18 protein-coding genes and 1 pseudogene are annotated in these 15,318 nt (G+C 70.9%); 14 read left to right on the top strand and 5 right to left on the bottom strand.

Annotation, left to right across the window (positions count from 1 at the left end):
- Positions 1 to 250: 250 nt before the first annotated feature.
- Positions 251 to 802, bottom strand: coding sequence for a putative Fe-S cluster assembly protein SufT (gene sufT, locus WAF18_RS05450; RefSeq protein ID WP_183427614.1), 552 nt, complete (start codon positions 800 to 802; stop codon positions 251 to 253).
- A 98-nt stretch (positions 803 to 900) separates the two neighbouring features.
- On the opposite strand from sufT, the gene WAF18_RS05445 reads away from it, so the two are divergent.
- Positions 901 to 1,314, top strand: a complete 414-nt coding sequence (locus tag WAF18_RS05445; protein ID WP_337244225.1) for a hypothetical protein — start codon at positions 901 to 903, stop codon at positions 1,312 to 1,314.
- Between the two features lie 55 nt (positions 1,315 to 1,369).
- Here the strand turns inward: WAF18_RS05445 and WAF18_RS05440 are convergent, their stop codons facing one another.
- Positions 1,370 to 1,909, bottom strand: coding sequence for a hypothetical protein (locus tag WAF18_RS05440; RefSeq protein WP_337244382.1), 540 nt, complete (start codon positions 1,907 to 1,909; stop codon positions 1,370 to 1,372).
- On the opposite strand from WAF18_RS05440, the gene WAF18_RS05435 reads away from it, so the two are divergent.
- Together WAF18_RS05435 and WAF18_RS05430 are read left to right on the top strand one after the other, a co-directional pair.
- Entirely contained in the window at positions 1,841 to 3,115 is a 1,275-nt protein-coding gene (locus WAF18_RS05435; RefSeq protein WP_337244376.1) for an SDR family oxidoreductase, read from the top strand. The genes WAF18_RS05440 and WAF18_RS05435 overlap by 69 nt on opposite strands.
- Positions 3,096 to 3,563 carry a DUF2269 domain-containing protein gene (locus tag WAF18_RS05430; RefSeq protein WP_337244224.1) on the top strand — a complete coding sequence of 156 codons (468 nt, stop codon included), beginning with the start codon at positions 3,096 to 3,098 and terminating at the stop codon, positions 3,561 to 3,563. The genes WAF18_RS05435 and WAF18_RS05430 overlap by 20 nt, the downstream gene beginning before the upstream one ends.
- Before the next feature lie 21 nt (positions 3,564 to 3,584).
- Here the strand turns inward: WAF18_RS05430 and WAF18_RS05425 are convergent, their stop codons facing one another.
- On the bottom strand, positions 3,585 to 4,490 hold the full coding sequence (locus WAF18_RS05425) for a LysR substrate-binding domain-containing protein (protein ID WP_337244223.1): 906 nt from the start codon (positions 4,488 to 4,490) through the stop codon (positions 3,585 to 3,587).
- A gap of 92 nt (positions 4,491 to 4,582) precedes the next feature.
- On the opposite strand from WAF18_RS05425, the gene WAF18_RS05420 reads away from it, so the two are divergent.
- The 8 genes from WAF18_RS05420 to WAF18_RS05385 all read left to right on the top strand — a co-directional run bounded on the left by WAF18_RS05420 (position 4,583) and on the right by WAF18_RS05385 (position 10,446).
- Positions 4,583 to 5,332 carry a sulfite exporter TauE/SafE family protein gene (locus WAF18_RS05420; protein ID WP_337244222.1) on the top strand — a complete coding sequence of 250 codons (750 nt, stop codon included), beginning with the start codon at positions 4,583 to 4,585 and terminating at the stop codon, positions 5,330 to 5,332.
- Positions 5,333 to 5,462: 130 nt separating this feature from the next.
- Positions 5,463 to 6,578, top strand: coding sequence for an NAD(P) transhydrogenase subunit alpha (locus WAF18_RS05415; RefSeq protein WP_337244221.1), 1,116 nt, complete (start codon positions 5,463 to 5,465; stop codon positions 6,576 to 6,578).
- A complete protein-coding gene (locus WAF18_RS05410; protein ID WP_047138234.1) occupies positions 6,575 to 6,874 on the top strand; it encodes an NAD(P) transhydrogenase subunit alpha in 300 nt (99 codons plus the stop codon). Before WAF18_RS05415 ends, WAF18_RS05410 begins: the two co-directional genes overlap by 4 nt.
- Positions 6,871 to 7,392: a hypothetical protein gene (locus tag WAF18_RS05405; protein ID WP_337244220.1), complete on the top strand. Its 522-nt coding sequence runs from the start codon at positions 6,871 to 6,873 to the stop codon at positions 7,390 to 7,392. Before WAF18_RS05410 ends, WAF18_RS05405 begins: the two co-directional genes overlap by 4 nt.
- Entirely contained in the window at positions 7,389 to 8,786 is a 1,398-nt protein-coding gene (locus WAF18_RS05400) for an NAD(P)(+) transhydrogenase (Re/Si-specific) subunit beta (protein ID WP_337244219.1), read from the top strand. Before WAF18_RS05405 ends, WAF18_RS05400 begins: the two co-directional genes overlap by 4 nt.
- A gap of 203 nt (positions 8,787 to 8,989) precedes the next feature.
- A complete protein-coding gene (locus WAF18_RS05395) occupies positions 8,990 to 9,604 on the top strand; it encodes an RNA polymerase sigma factor (protein WP_337244218.1) in 615 nt (204 codons plus the stop codon).
- Positions 9,601 to 9,990, top strand: coding sequence for a hypothetical protein (locus WAF18_RS05390; RefSeq protein ID WP_337244217.1), 390 nt, complete (start codon positions 9,601 to 9,603; stop codon positions 9,988 to 9,990). Before WAF18_RS05395 ends, WAF18_RS05390 begins: the two co-directional genes overlap by 4 nt.
- 36 nt (positions 9,991 to 10,026) lie before the next feature.
- Positions 10,027 to 10,446 carry a DUF3106 domain-containing protein gene (locus WAF18_RS05385; protein WP_337244375.1) on the top strand — a complete coding sequence of 140 codons (420 nt, stop codon included), beginning with the start codon at positions 10,027 to 10,029 and terminating at the stop codon, positions 10,444 to 10,446.
- Positions 10,447 to 10,485: 39 nt separating this feature from the next.
- Here the strand turns inward: WAF18_RS05385 and WAF18_RS05380 are convergent, their stop codons facing one another.
- Positions 10,486 to 12,792 (bottom strand): DUF1631 family protein, encoded by a 2,307-nt coding sequence (locus WAF18_RS05380; RefSeq protein WP_337244216.1) that lies wholly within the window; start codon positions 12,790 to 12,792, stop codon positions 10,486 to 10,488.
- A 71-nt stretch (positions 12,793 to 12,863) separates the two neighbouring features.
- Here WAF18_RS05380 and WAF18_RS05375 point away from each other — a divergent pair, with 71 nt between their 5' ends.
- From WAF18_RS05375 to WAF18_RS05365, 3 genes are read left to right on the top strand one after another with little or no spacing between them, the layout of a single operon-like run.
- Positions 12,864 to 13,457, top strand: coding sequence for a nitroreductase (locus tag WAF18_RS05375; protein ID WP_337244215.1), 594 nt, complete (start codon positions 12,864 to 12,866; stop codon positions 13,455 to 13,457).
- Positions 13,454 to 14,410 carry a 5'-3' exonuclease H3TH domain-containing protein gene (locus WAF18_RS05370; protein WP_337244214.1) on the top strand — a complete coding sequence of 319 codons (957 nt, stop codon included), beginning with the start codon at positions 13,454 to 13,456 and terminating at the stop codon, positions 14,408 to 14,410. The genes WAF18_RS05375 and WAF18_RS05370 overlap by 4 nt, the downstream gene beginning before the upstream one ends.
- Before the next feature lie 54 nt (positions 14,411 to 14,464).
- Positions 14,465 to 15,031 (top strand): NUDIX hydrolase, encoded by a 567-nt coding sequence (locus tag WAF18_RS05365; RefSeq protein WP_337244213.1) that lies wholly within the window; start codon positions 14,465 to 14,467, stop codon positions 15,029 to 15,031.
- Between the two features lie 38 nt (positions 15,032 to 15,069).
- On the opposite strand, the pseudogene WAF18_RS05360 reads toward WAF18_RS05365, so the two are convergent.
- A pseudogene (locus WAF18_RS05360) lies at positions 15,070 to 15,288 on the bottom strand (alkylphosphonate utilization protein); the annotation flags it as partial.
- Positions 15,289 to 15,318 lie beyond the last annotated feature (30 nt).

Raw genomic sequence — 15,318 nt, 5'->3', positions numbered from 1 at the left:
TCACACTTCTGCATGATACTCAGCGTTCAGCCACGTGAGCGGCCCCAAAAACCTCACGGCTGCGAGGGGCGCGCGGGCAGGTGTCATGCACCGCGCGCGGGCATCGGCAGAACGCGCTCGCGCATGGGCGCGGCAGACCCACAGGGCTGGCCTTCAGCAGCGGATCGTCGAGTTCACCGGCACGCAGCAGCACGCCCGGCGCCGCTGCCCGCCATGCGGGGTTGTGACGATGGACGGCGCGTCGGCGCCGTCAGAGCATGCCGGTCTCGAGTTGCGCGGCTTCGGACATCATCGACCGGTTCCACGGCGGATCGAACACCAGTTCGACATCGGCCTCGTCGACCGTCGGGATGAGTTCGAGCTTGCTGCGCACGTCGTCGACCAGGATCTCGCCCATGCCGCAGCCCGGCGCGGTCAGCGTCATCCGCACCTCGACCTTGCGGTGCCCGTTGTCGACCGGAATCACCACGGCCTCGTAGACCAGGCCCAGATCGACGACGTTGATCGGAATCTCGGGGTCGAAACAGGTCCGCAACTGGTGCCAGACCATGCGCTCGACCGCGGCATCGTCGGCGTCGTCGGGCAGTTCCAGCGGCACCGGCGGCTCCTTGCCGATGGCATCGGCGTCGCGGCCGGCGATCCGGAACAGATTGCCCTCGACGAATACGGTGTAGCTGCCGCCCAGTGCCTGGGTGATGTAGCCGGCGCTGCCCGCCGGCAGCGTCACTTCCTCGCCCTGGGGGACGAGGACGGCTTCGCAATCGCGTTCGAAACGGACGGGTTCGCTGCTGCGGGAGTACATGGCCCAGGACATGAGGGCCGGAAGTGGCCGCGACAAGGCTGTCATTGTATCGCTGCCCGCCGGTATGCTGACCCACCATTCCCGCGATGCTGTCTTCCATGTCCGAACCCGCCCGCGCCCGGCGCTGGCCGCTGGCGATCGGTCTGCTGCTGCTCGGCAGCGCCGGCATTGCCGCCGCCTGGATCCTGCTGGCCGATGCGCTGGGCGCGCAAGGCGCCTGGATGGCCGTGGTCGCCGCGCTCGACGCAGCACTGCTGGTCCGCCTGGCCCGGCTCCGCCCCGGCCTGGTGCGCGCGCTCGCGGGCACAGCCGCGACGCTGCTGGCGATCGTCATCGCCAACTGGGGCATCGTCGCCACCCAACTCGCCCGCCCGATGGGGCTGATGCCCTGGGAGTCGGCACTCAAACTCGGCCCGCACCACGCCTGGACCCTCGCCGGCCTGGCCAACACACCGGCCGATCTGGCCTGGCTCGGCGCCGGGCTGGTGATCGCGGCGGTCCTCGCCCGCTAGGCCTGTGATGCGGTGTCGGACACGCAAGCAGACCGGCCTGCGCAGCGTGAGAGCATCAGCGTCCGGCCCTTCGTTTCAGCAACCAGGGCAGCGCGACACCGGCCCCGAACGCCGCATACACGGCGAACAGGTCACGGTCGCGCAAGCGTTGGTCGAATCCGGGCGACAGGCGCGCCGGCACGACCTTGTAGTCCACCACATACGCCGCCACTGCCATTGCCGCCGCCAGTGCGGCGACCCGCCCCGGCGTGCGGCGGCCGCGCCGGGCGTACTCGAAGCCCGAGGCCCAGAACAGGGAACACGCATGATGAATGCCGTAGCCCACCCCGGTGTACGCCCATGACGGCCGGTCCTGGCGATGCGCCGCCTGTCCCCAGACCCATTGGCTGGTGGCGTTGGTTCCCGCAGCCGGTGCGCGGGTGCGCCGGTGACTGAGCCAGGACACGACCACGGTGGAGAGCAGGCTGGCCGCAGTCCCGGAACGCAGCGCACGCACGAAGGCAAGACGCCAGCGCAGCCGCTGACCGTGCTGGTGTTGGGCGCCAATGGGCTGATCGGCAGTGCGATCGCGGAACGGCTCGAGCGGGCAGGACATGCGGTGGTCCTCGCCATGCGGCATGTGACGGAGGATGCCGGCCCCGGGCGACGCGTCGCGCTCGACCTCGCCCGGCCATGCCAGGATCAGTGGATGGACGTGTTGCGGACGGTCGATGTCGTGGTGAATGCCGCGGGCATCTTCCGGGAAACGGACGGGGCCAGTTTCGAGCAGGTGCACGTGAGCGGGCCGTGCACGCTGTTCGCGCTGGCGGCAGCGGCCGGCGTGACACGGATCGTGCAGATCTCGGCGCTGGGCGCCCACGCGCAGGCCGCGACGGCCTACTGGCGCAGCAAGGCGGCGGGCGATGCCTGCGTGGCGGCCTTTCCCGGCCGCGGTGTCGTGGTTCGCCCGTCGCTGGTCTTCGCCGAGTCCGGCACGAGCACGCGCCTGTTCCTGGCGCTGGCTGCGCAACCGCTCATCGCCCTGCCAGACGGGGGCCGGCAGCGCGTCCAGCCGATCCATCTCGACGACCTGCTCGATGGCGTGACCGCGCTGGTCGAGCATCCCGACCCGCCAGCGGTGATCGAGGCGGTCGGGCCCGCACCGCTGACGTTCGCCGGTTACCTGCGGACCCTGGCGACGCAGATGGGCCAGCGGCTACGCGTGCTGCCCGCGCCGGCCTGGGCGGTACGGCTGGCGGTGCGCTGGCCGATCCCGGGGCTTGCCCAGATCCTGGAGGCCGATGCGCTGCGCATGCTCGAGGCAGGCAATCATGGCGACGCGGCCCCCTGGCAGGCGTTGCTTGCCCGGCCGCTGCGCCCGGCGACCCGCTTCCTCGCACCCGGCGCGCGCGACGACGTGCGCCGCGCCGCCCACCTGCGCGTGCTGCTCCCGATCCTGCGAACGGCCAACTCGCTGATGTGGCTGGTCACCGCCTGGGTGTCGGCCTTCGTCTACCCGGTGCAGGCCAGCGTGGAGCTGCTGCAGCGCGCGCACGTGCCCGATGCGCTCGCCCTGCCGTCGCTCTACGGCGCGGCGGCGCTGGATGCGCTGCTCGGGCTGGCGGTCTGGCGGCCCCGCTGGCGGCGCGCCGCCTACTGCGCGCAACTGGGGCTGATCGCGTTCTATACGTTGGTCATCAGCCTCTGGCTGCCCGAGTACTGGGCGCATCCCTATGGACCGGTGCTGAAGAACCTGCCGGTGCTCGCGTTGATCTATGCCCTGCTGAAACTGGACGCCCCCGATGGACATCGCCTTCGTTAAGTTCCTGCACATCCTGTCGTCGACGTTCCTGTTCGGCACTGGGGTGGGCACGGCGTTCTACCTGCTGTTCGCAAGCCGCCAGCGCGATCCGGTGGTGGTCGCCGCGGTGGCCCGGCTGGTGGTCATCGCCGACTGGCTGTTCACGGCGACCACGATCGTCGTGCAGCCGTTGACCGGCCTCTATCTGGCGCACCGGCTGCACATTCCGCTGTCGACGCCGTGGCTGTACTGGTCGATCGTGCTGTTCGTGATCGCCGGGCTGTGCTGGCTGCCGGTCGTCGGCATCCAGATCCGTCTGCGCGACATCGCGCAGCGGGCCGTCGCCAGCGGCCAGCCGCTGCCGCCTGCTTACGACCGGCACCTGGGGGCCTGGGCGGCGATGGGCGTGCCGGCGCTGTTCTCGTTCCTGGCGATCTTCTACCTGATGACCGCCAAGCCGGTGCTCTGAACGGCACGGACGCCGCGGCGGTCAGCCGTCGATGTCGGGCGGCGGACCGGTCCCCAGATGGACGAGCAGGTCGCGCATCGGCGGCGCCAGGCCTCGCCAGTCGCGGACACAGACGCACAGCCGGCGGCGTGTCCAGGGCTCGCGCAGCGCGATCGCGCGATGGGGATGGCGGCGACGGTAACGCTGCGCGGCGCCGGCCGGCACGATGCCCACGCCGACGCCGCGCGCGACCAGCAGGCACAGGTCCTCGAAGGTCCGGACACGAATGCGGAACGCGAACGTGCGTCCGGCGTCCGCCGCGTGCGCGTCGAGGTGATCCTGCAATGCACTGCCCGGCGCCAGGCCGATGAACGGCAACGCGAGCGCATCGGCGAATGCCGCCTCGCGTACAGCGGCGAGCGGATGGTCGACCGGCACGATCAGCACCAGTCGGTCGTCCGCCACCGGCGCCAGATGCAGATCGCCGGCATCGACACTGTCGGCGACCACACCGGCCTCGATACGGCCCGAGGCGACCGCACGCACGATCTCTGCGCTGGTACGTTCTTTCAACTCGATGCGGACTGCCGGACGCGCCGCCAGCCACGGCGCCAGCGCCTCCGGCAGAAAACCGGTCGCCGCTGCGGTATTGGCGTACAGCCGCAAGGTTCCGCGCGCGCCCGCCGCGAACGCCTGCAGTTCGTCGCGCAGCATGCCGTGCCGTCGCAGCATGCGCCGCGCATGGTGCGCGAGCGCCTCGCCGGCCTCGGTCGCGCGGACACCGCGGGCGTGCCGCTCGAGCAAGGCGATGCCGGCATCGGCCTCGATCCGCCGCAACCGTTCGCTTGCCGAGGCCAGTGCCAGATGCGCATGCGCCGCGCCCTGGCTGATGCTGCCGGCATCGACGATGTGCAGGAACAGGCGCAGGTCGGACAGGTCGATTCGCACGAGACCTCCAGGACGCGCCCTTCGGCCCATCCGAAGGGACACGCGGTCAAAACCGCATTGTGCCCGGCCCCGCCCCGGCGCCCAATGGCGCCATGGACATGGCGATCGCTTTCCCCCTCGCAGCACTGGTCGGCATCTTCCTGCTCGCAGGCGCGGTGAAGGGCCTGACCGGCATGGGCCTGCCCACGATCGCCATGGGACTGCTCGGGCTGGGCATGCCACCGGCAGCGGCGGCGGCGATGCTGGTGGTGCCCTCGATGGTGACCAATGCCTGGCAACTGGCTGCCGGCCCCGAGCTGGGACCGCTGATACGCCGGCTCTGGCCGATGCTGCTGGGCATCGTGGTCGGCACAATCGCCGATGCCGGCGCACTGGCCACGACCGATCCGACCCGGTCGGGGTGCGCGCTGGGGCTGGCGCTCATCGCCTACGCCGGCCATGCCCTGCTCGCCCCGCCGCTGACCGTGCCTGCACGCCATGAGCGCGGGTGGTCGCCCACGGTCGGTCTCGCGACCGGGCTGGTCACCGGCGCCACCGGCGTGTTCGTGATTCCAGCCGTACCGTACCTGCAGGCGCTGGGGCTGCAGCGCGATACGCTGGTGCAAGCACTGGGACTCTCGTTCACGGTCTCGACGCTCGCGCTGGCGATCGGGTTGGGCGCCCATGGCGCGTTCCGATTCGAACAGGCCGGTCTGTCGACGCTGGCGGTCGTGCCCGCGCTGGCCGGCATGTGGCTCGGCGGACGGCTGCGCCGGCGCATCCCGCCAGCGCGCTTTCGCGTCTGGTTCCTGGTCTGCCTGCTGCTGCTCGGCCTGGAACTCGCCTCGCGCCCTTGGCGCTGACCGATCGCATTGCCGCCATCGATCACGCACCCGCTGACCTGCAGCAGCATTCAGGCTAGGATCGACACCGGCAACAGCGTGTCCGGTTCGGACGGCATCGTCCGGTGTCCTTGACCCACGGGGAGTGGTGATGGCGGTCGTCGTGCTTGCGATGAAGGAAACGGCGCCTGGCGAACGCCGGGTGGCGCTGACGCCGGAAACGGTGCGGAAACTGATCGCCGCCGGGGCCACCGTGCTCGCGCAGCGCGGCCTGGGCGAAGGCGCGCATTTCGCCGATGCCGCCTATGCCGAGGCCGGCGCGCATCTGGTCGACGACGAGGCGCTGCCGCAGGCCGACCTGGTGCTGTGCGTGCAGGCGCCGCCGACCGACGCGATCGCCCGGCTCAAGCCGGGCGCCGCCCTGATCGGCACCTTGCAACCCGATGCCGAGCCGGCACGCGCCGACGCGCTGCGCGCACACGGCCTCCTCGCCTTTCCGCTCGAACGGCTGCCGCGCACCACCCGCGCGCAGGCGATGGACGTGCTCAGCTCGCAGGCCGGCATGGCCGGCTACAAGGCGGTGCTGATCGGCGCGCACTTGGCGCCGCGGTTCTTCCCGATGCTGACCACCGCCGCCGGCACGATCCGGCCCTCGAAGGTGCTGGTGGTCGGCGCCGGTGTCGCCGGACTGCAGGCGATCGCGACCGCGCGGCGCCTGGGCGCGCAGGTCGAGGGCTTCGACGTGCGGCCCGAGACGCGCGAGCAGATCGAATCGCTGGGCGCACGCTTTCTTGACCTCGGCGTGAGCGCCGCCGGCGAGGGCGGCTATGCCCGCGCCCTGACCGATGAAGAGCGTGCCGAGCAGCAACGCCGCCTGGCCGCGCATCTGGCCGGCATCGATGTCGTGGTGTGCACTGCCGCCGTGCCTGGCCGGCGGGCGCCGACGATCATCGACGCCGACATGGTCGCCGGCATGCGGCCGGGCAGCGTGATCGTGGATCTGGCCGCCGAAACCGGCGGCAACTGCGCGGTCACCGTTCCCGGTCAGACCGTCGAGGTCGCAGGCGTCACGGTCACAGGCCCGTTGGATCTGGCGAGCCTGGGCGCGACCCACGCCAGCGAGATGTACGCACGCAACGTCCAGCACTTCGTGTCGCTGCTGCTCGTCGATGGCGCCCTCGCGTTCGACTGGACCGACGAACTGCTGGCCCGGACGGTGTGGCCGCAGGTACCGGCCACCGCCCCCACTTCCGGAGCTCCCGCATGATCGATGGATTCGTGGCGCTGTACATCGTGATGCTGGCCGCGATCGCCGGCCACGTGATCATTTCGCGCGTGCCGGTGATCCTGCACACGCCGCTGATGTCGGGGTCGAACTTCATCCACGGCATCGTGCTGATCGGTGCGATGGTCGTGCTCGGCCATGCCGACACGACGCTGGAGAAGGCGATCGGCTTCCTCGCGGTGCTGATGGGCGCGGGCAACGCCGCCGGCGGCTATGTCGTCACCGAGCGGATGCTGGAGATGTTCAAGCCCACCGCCAAGCGGAGCGACGCGCCGTGACCGACCTGCCCGTCTTTCCACCGTCGCGGCGCCTGCCCTCGGCCCGCAGCGTGTTCCAGTGGCTGAGCTACCTCCAGTACCCGGCATTGCTGGTGGCGCTGTACTACGCCGTGCGCGCCGGCCTCGCCGCCGGCGCCTCGGAACGGGCCGGCTGGGGGCCGGTCTACGAGGCGGCGAACATGGTGTTGCTGCATGCCGGCATCGGCATCGGCTTGTCGTCGCTGCAGGACCCGACCAAGACTCAGAACGCATTCTCGCGTCGGGTCTGGGAAGACCCGCGCAAGGGGCGCTGGATGCTGGGACTGCTGGCCGTCTATGCGCTCGGCGCGATAGCGCTGGGCCTGATCGGCGCCTATGTGGCCGGCGACCCGGTGGTCGGCCAGTTGTCGCTGGGCCTGCTCGCATTCGGCTTAGGGATGATCGGCCTGCTCAAGACCGCGATGGAGATGCGTGAGCACCATCGACTCGACCGCACCCCGTCTCCGGTGACGGGCGCCACGATGGTGACGACACGATGAGCGGCCTCGATCTACGCACAGGACTGATCGCGGCAAGTTACTTCATCGCCGCAACGCTGTTCCTGCTCGGCTTGCAGCGCATGGCCTCGCCGAAGACCGCGCGCTCGGGCATCCAGTGGGCCGGCGTGGGCATGCTGCTGGCGACCGCGGCGACGTTCTTCGTGCCCGGCCTGCACAACCTCGGCCTGATGGCGACGGCGATCGCGCTGGGCACCGTGCTGGCCTGGGTGTCGGGCAAGAAAGTCGCGATCACCGACATGCCGCAGATGGTCGCGCTCTACAACGGTCTGGGCGGCGGCTCGGCGGCAGCGATCGGCGCGGTCGAGCTGCTGCGCTGGTCGCAGCATGCCGGCGCACCCGCCTCGGTGCCGCTGGTGCTGGCGACGCTGGGCGCACTGATCGGCGCGATCGCACTGTCGGGCTCGGTGATCGCCTGGGCCAAGCTCGACGGGCGCATGGACAAGCGCTACGCCTTTCCCGGGCAGCAACTGTTCAACCTGGCGGTGTTCGTCGCCGCGCTCATCGTAGGCGGGCTGGTCGTGCATGCGCTTGAGCTGCCGGCGATCGCCGCGTTCTTCGCCTTGGCGCTCGCGCTGGGCGTGCTGATGACGCTGCCGATCGGCGGCGCCGACATGCCGGTGGTGATCTCGCTGTACAACGCGCTGACCGGCCTGGCGGTGGCCTTCGAGGGCTATGTGCTGGGCAACGAGGCACTGATGATCGCCGGCACGATGGTCGGCGCGGCCGGCATGCTGCTGACCCGGCTGATGGCCAAGGCGATGAACCGCTCGATCCGCAGCGTGCTGTTCGCAAGCTTCGGCGGCAGCGCGCAGGCCCAGGCGATCGAGGGCACGCAGAAGCCGATCGAGGCCGGCGACGTGGCAGCGATGATGGCCTATGCCGAGCGGGTGGTGATCGTGCCCGGCTACGGCATGGCCGTGGCCCAGGCGCAGCACAAGATCCGCGAACTGAGCCAGCGCCTGATCGAGCGTGGGGTCAAGGTCAAGTTCGCAATCCACCCGGTCGCCGGGCGCATGCCCGGGCACATGAACGTGCTGCTGGCCGAAGCCGGGGTGCCCTACGACCTGATCGTCGACATGGACGACATCAACCCCGAGTTCGCCAACACCGACGTGACCCTGGTCATCGGCGCCAACGACGTCGTCAACCCGGTCGCCAAGACCGACCCGGCGAGCCCGATCTACGGCATGCCGATCCTGGACGTGATCGATTCGAAGCATGTCGTGGTCATCAAGCGTGGCAAGGGCACGGGCTTTGCCGGCATCGAGAACGCGCTGTTCTACGCCGACAATACCCGCATGCTCTACGGCGACGGCGCCGAGGCGGCCGGCGCCCTGGTCACCGAGCTCAAGGCGCTCGACGGCGGGCATTAGCCCCCGCCGTTGGCGTGCGGCCGTTCGTTTCTGCCCCGACCGGCACACCTGGCCAGAGGTCGTGATGGCCGCATGCCGAGCCGCCCGGCGCAATCGGCGATGAACCGTGGCGCCTCGTCCAACGATGTGCCGGGTCCGCGTCAACCGTCGACGCCACGAGGCGTTGTTCAGGACGACCCCGCCCGTGGCGCAACGACCCGACGATGGATGGCAGCCTCCCGTTCGACCCGCAGACGCATGCCGTGGACGGTAGGCTGGCGCCGGTGAGCGCTCCCCTGCCCGCGGCGACGGCCGCGCCAGACCCCGCGCCGCCGGCCACAATCGAAGCGTTCCTGGCGAGCGTGGAGCGTCGGGCGTTCCGTTTCGCCGAACTCGGCCTGCGCCATCGCGACGACGCGCTCGACGTGGTGCAGGACGCGATGATCCGGATGCTGGGCTATCGCGACCGGCCGGCGTCGGAATGGACGCCGCTGTTCTGGACCGTGCTGCGCAGTCGGATCGTCGACAGCCAGCGCCGGCGCACCTTCCGGCTGAGCTGGCTCACCGATGCCCGTACGTCCGAGGGCGAGGAGATCGATTGGGCCGATGCTGGCCCCGATCCATCGCGCTCGCACGACGGCCGCGAGGCCTGGCAGCGATTGGCTGAGGCGCTGCGTGAGCTGCCGCGCCGCCAGCGCGAAGCATTCACGCTGCGGGTGCTGGAGGAATTCGATGTCGGGACCACCGCGCGCATCATGGGATGCGGCGAGGGCTCGGTGAAAACCCATCTGTTCCGTGCCCGTGAGGCGCTGCAGACGCAACTGGAGGAGTTTCGATGATCCACCCGAATCAACCGCACACCGCCGCAGACGGGGACGCCGCACTGCGTGCGCTCTACGGCCATGCGCAGGCGCAGATCTCGGCCGGCACCACCGCGCGCCTGCATCGCGCGCGGCATGCCGCCACGACCGCCACGCCTGCATGGCGCCGCTGGGCGTGGCCGGCGGCAGCCGGTTTCGCCGCGCTGTTCGCGCTGGCAATCGGCCTGCAATCGCTCGCCCCACCGGCACCGTCGACGACCACGCCCGCACCGGTCCTGGCCGAGGCCGATGGCGCTGCCGCGCTCGACGACGGCGTGGCCGACGCCCTGGCGACGTATGAGGAATCGCCGGACTTCTACCTGTGGCTCGCCGCGAACGAGTCCACCTTGCTTGCGATGGAGTGACCCGTGCGCCTGTCTTCCCCCTTTCTACGCGCGCTCCTGTTGCTGGGCGGCCTGTCGGCGATCGGCCTTGCGGCCGCCCAGCCTGGTCCTGCCCTGCCCGACTGGGAGCGGCTCACGCCCGAGCAGCGCGACCAACTCGTCGCGCCGATCCGCGATCGCTGGAACGACGCCGACGCCGACAAGCGCCGCCGGATGCTCGGCCATGCGCAGCGCTGGCAGTCGATGACGCCGGCCGAGCGCGAGCACGCCCGCCACGGCATGCACAGCTGGAAGCGGCTGCCGCCTGAGCAGCGTGAGGAAGCCCGCGCGTTGTACACCAGGCTGCGCACGCTGCCCGAGGCCGAGCGCGCCGCGCTGCGCGAACGCTGGCAACAGATGACGCCCGAACAGCGCCGCCGCTGGGCGCAAGCCAATCCGGCACCCGAGCCGCGCGAGGGGGCAAGGCCCCCGCACTGACACCGACTCCGGCCTGGGTGTCGCTGCCGGACGCGGCGATCAGCCCACAGCCATGCTGTCGCCGTCGTCGTTGGCCGCACTCAAGTGCTGCCAGAGATGCTTCATGGCCTCGTCGAACGGGGCATCGATCGAACGCACGAGCGCGCGCCCGGCCCCGACCAAGGCGGCCAGTTCCTCGGGCGAGACGACCATCCGACGCACACCGCGCCGGTTGACGATCAGCAGCCGCGACGTCAGCGGACTGATCCATGCCACCCGGGCCACCGATTGGCGTCCGTGCTCGTCGATCAGCCGCAGGCCCTGGCCGGGGCGCAACTGGCGCATCCGTGCCGCGATGGTCGGATCGAATGCGGGCGTCGCAGTGCCGTCCACCAGGCGCAGCAGCGGATCGGACGGCTCGTCCAGCGCCTCGTCCTCCGGCAGCGGCGTATGCATGCGCCGGGGCGCATCGCAACGCGCGAGCGCGGCGACGATGCGCGTGACCTCCTCGCGCGCGGCGGCCGCATCGAGGCCACCGCTGGCGTAGCAATCGGCCAGCGGCCCCTGCAGCGCGCGCAGGGACGCGGCCACTGCGTCGCCATCGGCCGCGGCGGCGTCGAGATCGATGCCGATCATCGCATCGCCGATCGCGACCGCGGCGCGGTGGCGCGGCGAATCGGGACCGTCGCGCAGCCAGGTCTGGGTCAAGTGGTGGCGCCAGTGCTGGTCGAGAAAGCGAGCGACGGCTTCGGTCAGCGGTTGCGCGCTCATGCGCTCGGCCACGAGATCGGCGACGCCGCGGCGTGCCTGTTGCAGGCGTTCGCGACCATGGATCGCTTCGGCGGCGCGTCGCTCGGCGACCTCCGTACGACGGCGTTGCTGGTCCAGGCGCTCGCGCAGTTCCTCGGCCGCGAGCGCGAACACCGCCTGGTCGGTTTCGTATTCCTCCACGACCCGGTCGACGAGCCGCCCGGCATGCTCGAGCAGGTCGCGGTCGAGCGCGGTATCGCCGGTATTGCCGTCGCAGGCCTCGGTGACCGCATCGAGCAGCCGGCGCGCCGGATGGCCGCGCTGGCTGAACATCGATTCGTCGGTCAAGGCCACCTTGAGGCAGGGCATGACCAGCCGGCCGTAGAGATCGCGCGCCTGCTGCATCAAGTCGTTGGCCTCGAACAGCGCCTGGAACAGCAGGCCGACCAGATCGATCGCGTCCTCATCGTCGCCGCTCAGCGGCGCGCGGTCGGGATCGACGCCGACGCCGCGCAGGCCGCGCGCGAGTTCCAGCCGGATCACCTCACCCAATCGCCTCCGGTCGTCGCCGGCCAGCACCCGAGCATACGGCGAGGGGTCGTCGCCCTGCAGCAACCGCGCCACGCTGAGCAGCTTCGCCGCCTCGACGGCCGGTGTCGCACCGGGCGGCACATCGCGCGCGGACGCCTCTTCCGAGTGGGGCGCCGCCATACGCGCGAGCTGCGCCCGCCAGCGGTGCAACTGCGCTCGCACCAGCGCAAGCTCAGCGCCCTGCGGATCGGGATCAGACGTGTCCGGACCACCGGCGGCCAGCAGCCGGGCCAGATCCGCAGACAACGGCCCCTGCGCAGGCCGGACAGTGCGCGCAGCGTCGGCTGCATCCACCCGCGCCTCGACCAACCCGCCCTCGGGTTGCCATGCGGGCGCGCGACCGCCACGGTCGGCGGCCGGTGTCGCGGCCACCGGCCCGAACGCGGTGTCGAGCAAGGTATCGGCGCGAGCGTAGAGCCCGGCCAGAACCGCCGGCAGTCGTGCACCGAGTTGCTCGAACAGCCGGGTGCGCAGGTCGCGCGGCAGCGCGTCGGGATCGAGCAGACCGGCGAACGCCTGGACCGGCACGAGCGGACGCAGCGGATGCGCCGCGCCATCGGCGACACCCAGGCGCGATGCCAGCCCCGCCATCCGGCCATCGAGCACGGTCAACCGGCCCAGCCATTGGTGTTCGAGCAGGTCGACCTGCTGTTGGACCGCAAGATGCAGTTCCAACTGGCCTTCGGACATCAGCGCCATCGCGTCGTGCGCCGGCCGCGGTGGGGTGGCGCTGCGCCAACGTTCGAAGGCCGCCTCGATCGCGGCACGGAAGCTCGCCGCCAGCACCGGCGCACGCATGCGCAATGCGCGCGCAGCCAATCGTGCGTCCTGTGCGGCCATGTAGTCGGCGGCGGCGCCAAGCGCATCGCGTTCGACTTGTGTCTCGACCTCGTCCCACAGCGTCGACAGCACCTCGCCCAACGCCGTCACCGCGTCGCGTCGCAGTGCGTCGAACACCGCCTCGGGCTCGCCCGGCGTTGGTCGGCGCGAAGGCGGCGCCGGACCGATGTCGTGGGGATGCGTCATCTTGGGGGAGAATCGGGGGATGGGGCACAGCGCCCCCGCACTTAGCTTTCCGAAACCAGAGGCACAAGTCCGTGACGATACTCCCAAATGCTGAACGCCTTCTCGACGCGCTCGATGCGCGGCGTTCGGTGCCGGCGCGCCAGCTCGATGCGCCAGGACCCGACGACGCGACCCTGCAGCGCATGCTGCGCTCGGCGGTGCGGGTCCCCGACCACGGCAAGCGGGTGCCGTTCCGGTTCCTGCGCATCGCCGGCGACGCGCGCCACGCGCTCGGTGAACGGTTGGTAGCCCGCGCCCGCGCACGCGATCCGGAGATCGGCGCCGGCGCGCTCGACAAGGACCGCCACCGGTTCTCGCACGCGCCGCTGGTGATCGCGGTCGTCGCGATCCTGGACCCGCACGACACCGCGATCCCCGACATCGAGCGGCTGCTGACCGCCGGCAGCGTGTGCTTTGCACTGCTGCAGGCCGCGCAGGCCTGTGGCTTCGGCGCGTCCTGGCTGACCGGCTGGCCGGCTTACGACGGCGAGATCCTCGCCGCGCTCGGCCTGGGCGAGCACGAACGCATCGCCGGCTTCATCCACATCGGCAGCCCGCGGCTGGATCCGCCCGAACGCGAGCGACCGGACCCGGCCGCGCTGCTGCAGGACTGGGTCGCGCCGTGAGTCTGACGCCCCCCGCCGTCCAGTCGCCCGCCCCGCCGCCGACCGCCCCGCTGTACCTGGTCGACGCCAGCCTCTACGTGTTCCGCGCCTGGCACTCGATGCCCGACGAGTTCCACGACGCCGATGGCTGGCCGACCAATGCCGTGCAGGGGTTCGCACGGTTTCTCGCCGAGCTGATCGAGCGCGAACGCCCGCGACACATCGCGATCGCCTTCGACGAAGCGCTCGACAGCTGTTTCCGCAATCGCCTGTATCCGGCCTACAAGGCCAACCGCCCGCCCGCGCCGGACGCATTGCGCCGGCAGTTCGCGCACTGCAAGGCGCTGTGCCGCGCGCTCGGCCTGGTCGTGCTCGCCGACACCGAGTACGAAGCCGACGATCTGATCGGCAGCGCGTTGCAGGCCGGTCGCCACCGCGCGCACCACGGCGTCATCGTCTCGGCCGACAAGGACCTGTCGCAATTGCTCCAGGGCGCCGACGAGCAGTGGGACTACGCTCGCGGCCAACGCTGGACCGCGGCCGGCGTGCGTGCGCGCCATGGCGTGGAGGCGCACCAGATCGCCGACTACCTCGCGCTGTGCGGCGACGCGATCGACAACATCCCCGGCGTGCCGGGCATCGGCTGCAAGACCGCGGCCAGCCTGCTGCACCACTTCGGCACGCTCGACGCGCTGCTGGCGCGCAGCGACGAGATCGCGTTCCTGCGCTTCCGCGGCGCCGCCCAGGCGGGTGCGAAGCTACGTCAGCACGCCCAGGCCGCGCAGCTGTACCGCCAGCTGACGACGATCGCCTGCGATGCGCCGCTGGGCGAGGGCGCGGATGGCTTCGCACGGCGCGACGGCGATGCGCAGGCGCTGTCGGCGCTGTGCACCGCGTTGCGTTTCGGCCCGCTGACGCGGCGGCGCCTGTACGCCGCGGCCGGGCTGACGTGGGCGCCGGTGGCCGAAGCCTGACCGGCGCGCCGCAGCGTGCTACCGGCGTTGCGGCCAGGCGACTACCATCGACGCATGACGAATCCGGATGCAGGACCCGCCGACGCGGCGGAAGTGCTCTATCAGGGCGACTGGCTGCGGCTGGTGCGCCGGGGCACGTGGGAATCGTGCGAACGCACCCACGGCGGCAACGGTATGGCGGTGCTGATCATTGCGGTCACGCCGGACGACGAGGTGCTGTTCGTCGAGCAGTACCGGGTGCCGCTGGGTGCGCGCACGATCGAGATGCCGGCCGGCCTGGTCGGCGACCACGGCAGCTCCGATTCGCTCGAGGACGCGGCCCGGCGCGAGCTGATCGAGGAGACCGGCTGGTCGGCCGGGCGTGTCGATGTGTTGCTGACCGGCCCGACGACAGCGGGCATGAGCAACGAGCGCGTGGCCTTCGTCCGTGCCCGCGAACTGACCCGGGTCGGCAAAGGCGGCGGCATCGACGACGAAGACATCATCGTCCACACCGTGCCGCGCGCCACCGCGCCGGCCTGGCTGATGCGCAAGCATGCCGAAGGCTACGAGCTCGACCTCAAGCTCTGGGCGGGGCTGTGGATGATCGACCACCAGCCCGACGGCACACCGGTCGACTGACGGTCATGGGCCGGGCCTGCGCCCGGCACCACCTGCACTCAGGCCTTCTTGAGGAACTCGGTGCGCAGCACCAGGCCCTTGACCTTCTCGGCGTTGCACTCGATCAGGTCGGCGTCGTCGGTGAGACGGATGTTCTTGACCAGCGTGCCGCGCTTGAGCGTGACGTTGGTGCCCTTGACCTTGAGGTCCTTGATCAGCGTGACCGAGTCGCCGTCGGCGAGCGCGGTGCCGTTGCTGTCCTTGACGACGATGGTGTCTTCTTCCGACATGGTGCGATGTCCCGTGGT

The organism is Luteimonas sp. gir (genome assembly GCF_037198055.1).
GTDB lineage: Bacteria > Pseudomonadota > Gammaproteobacteria > Xanthomonadales > Xanthomonadaceae > Luteimonas > Luteimonas citri_A.
Note: the sequence above shows the minus strand (reverse complement) of the source record. Positions and strands in the feature narration are given on the sequence as shown.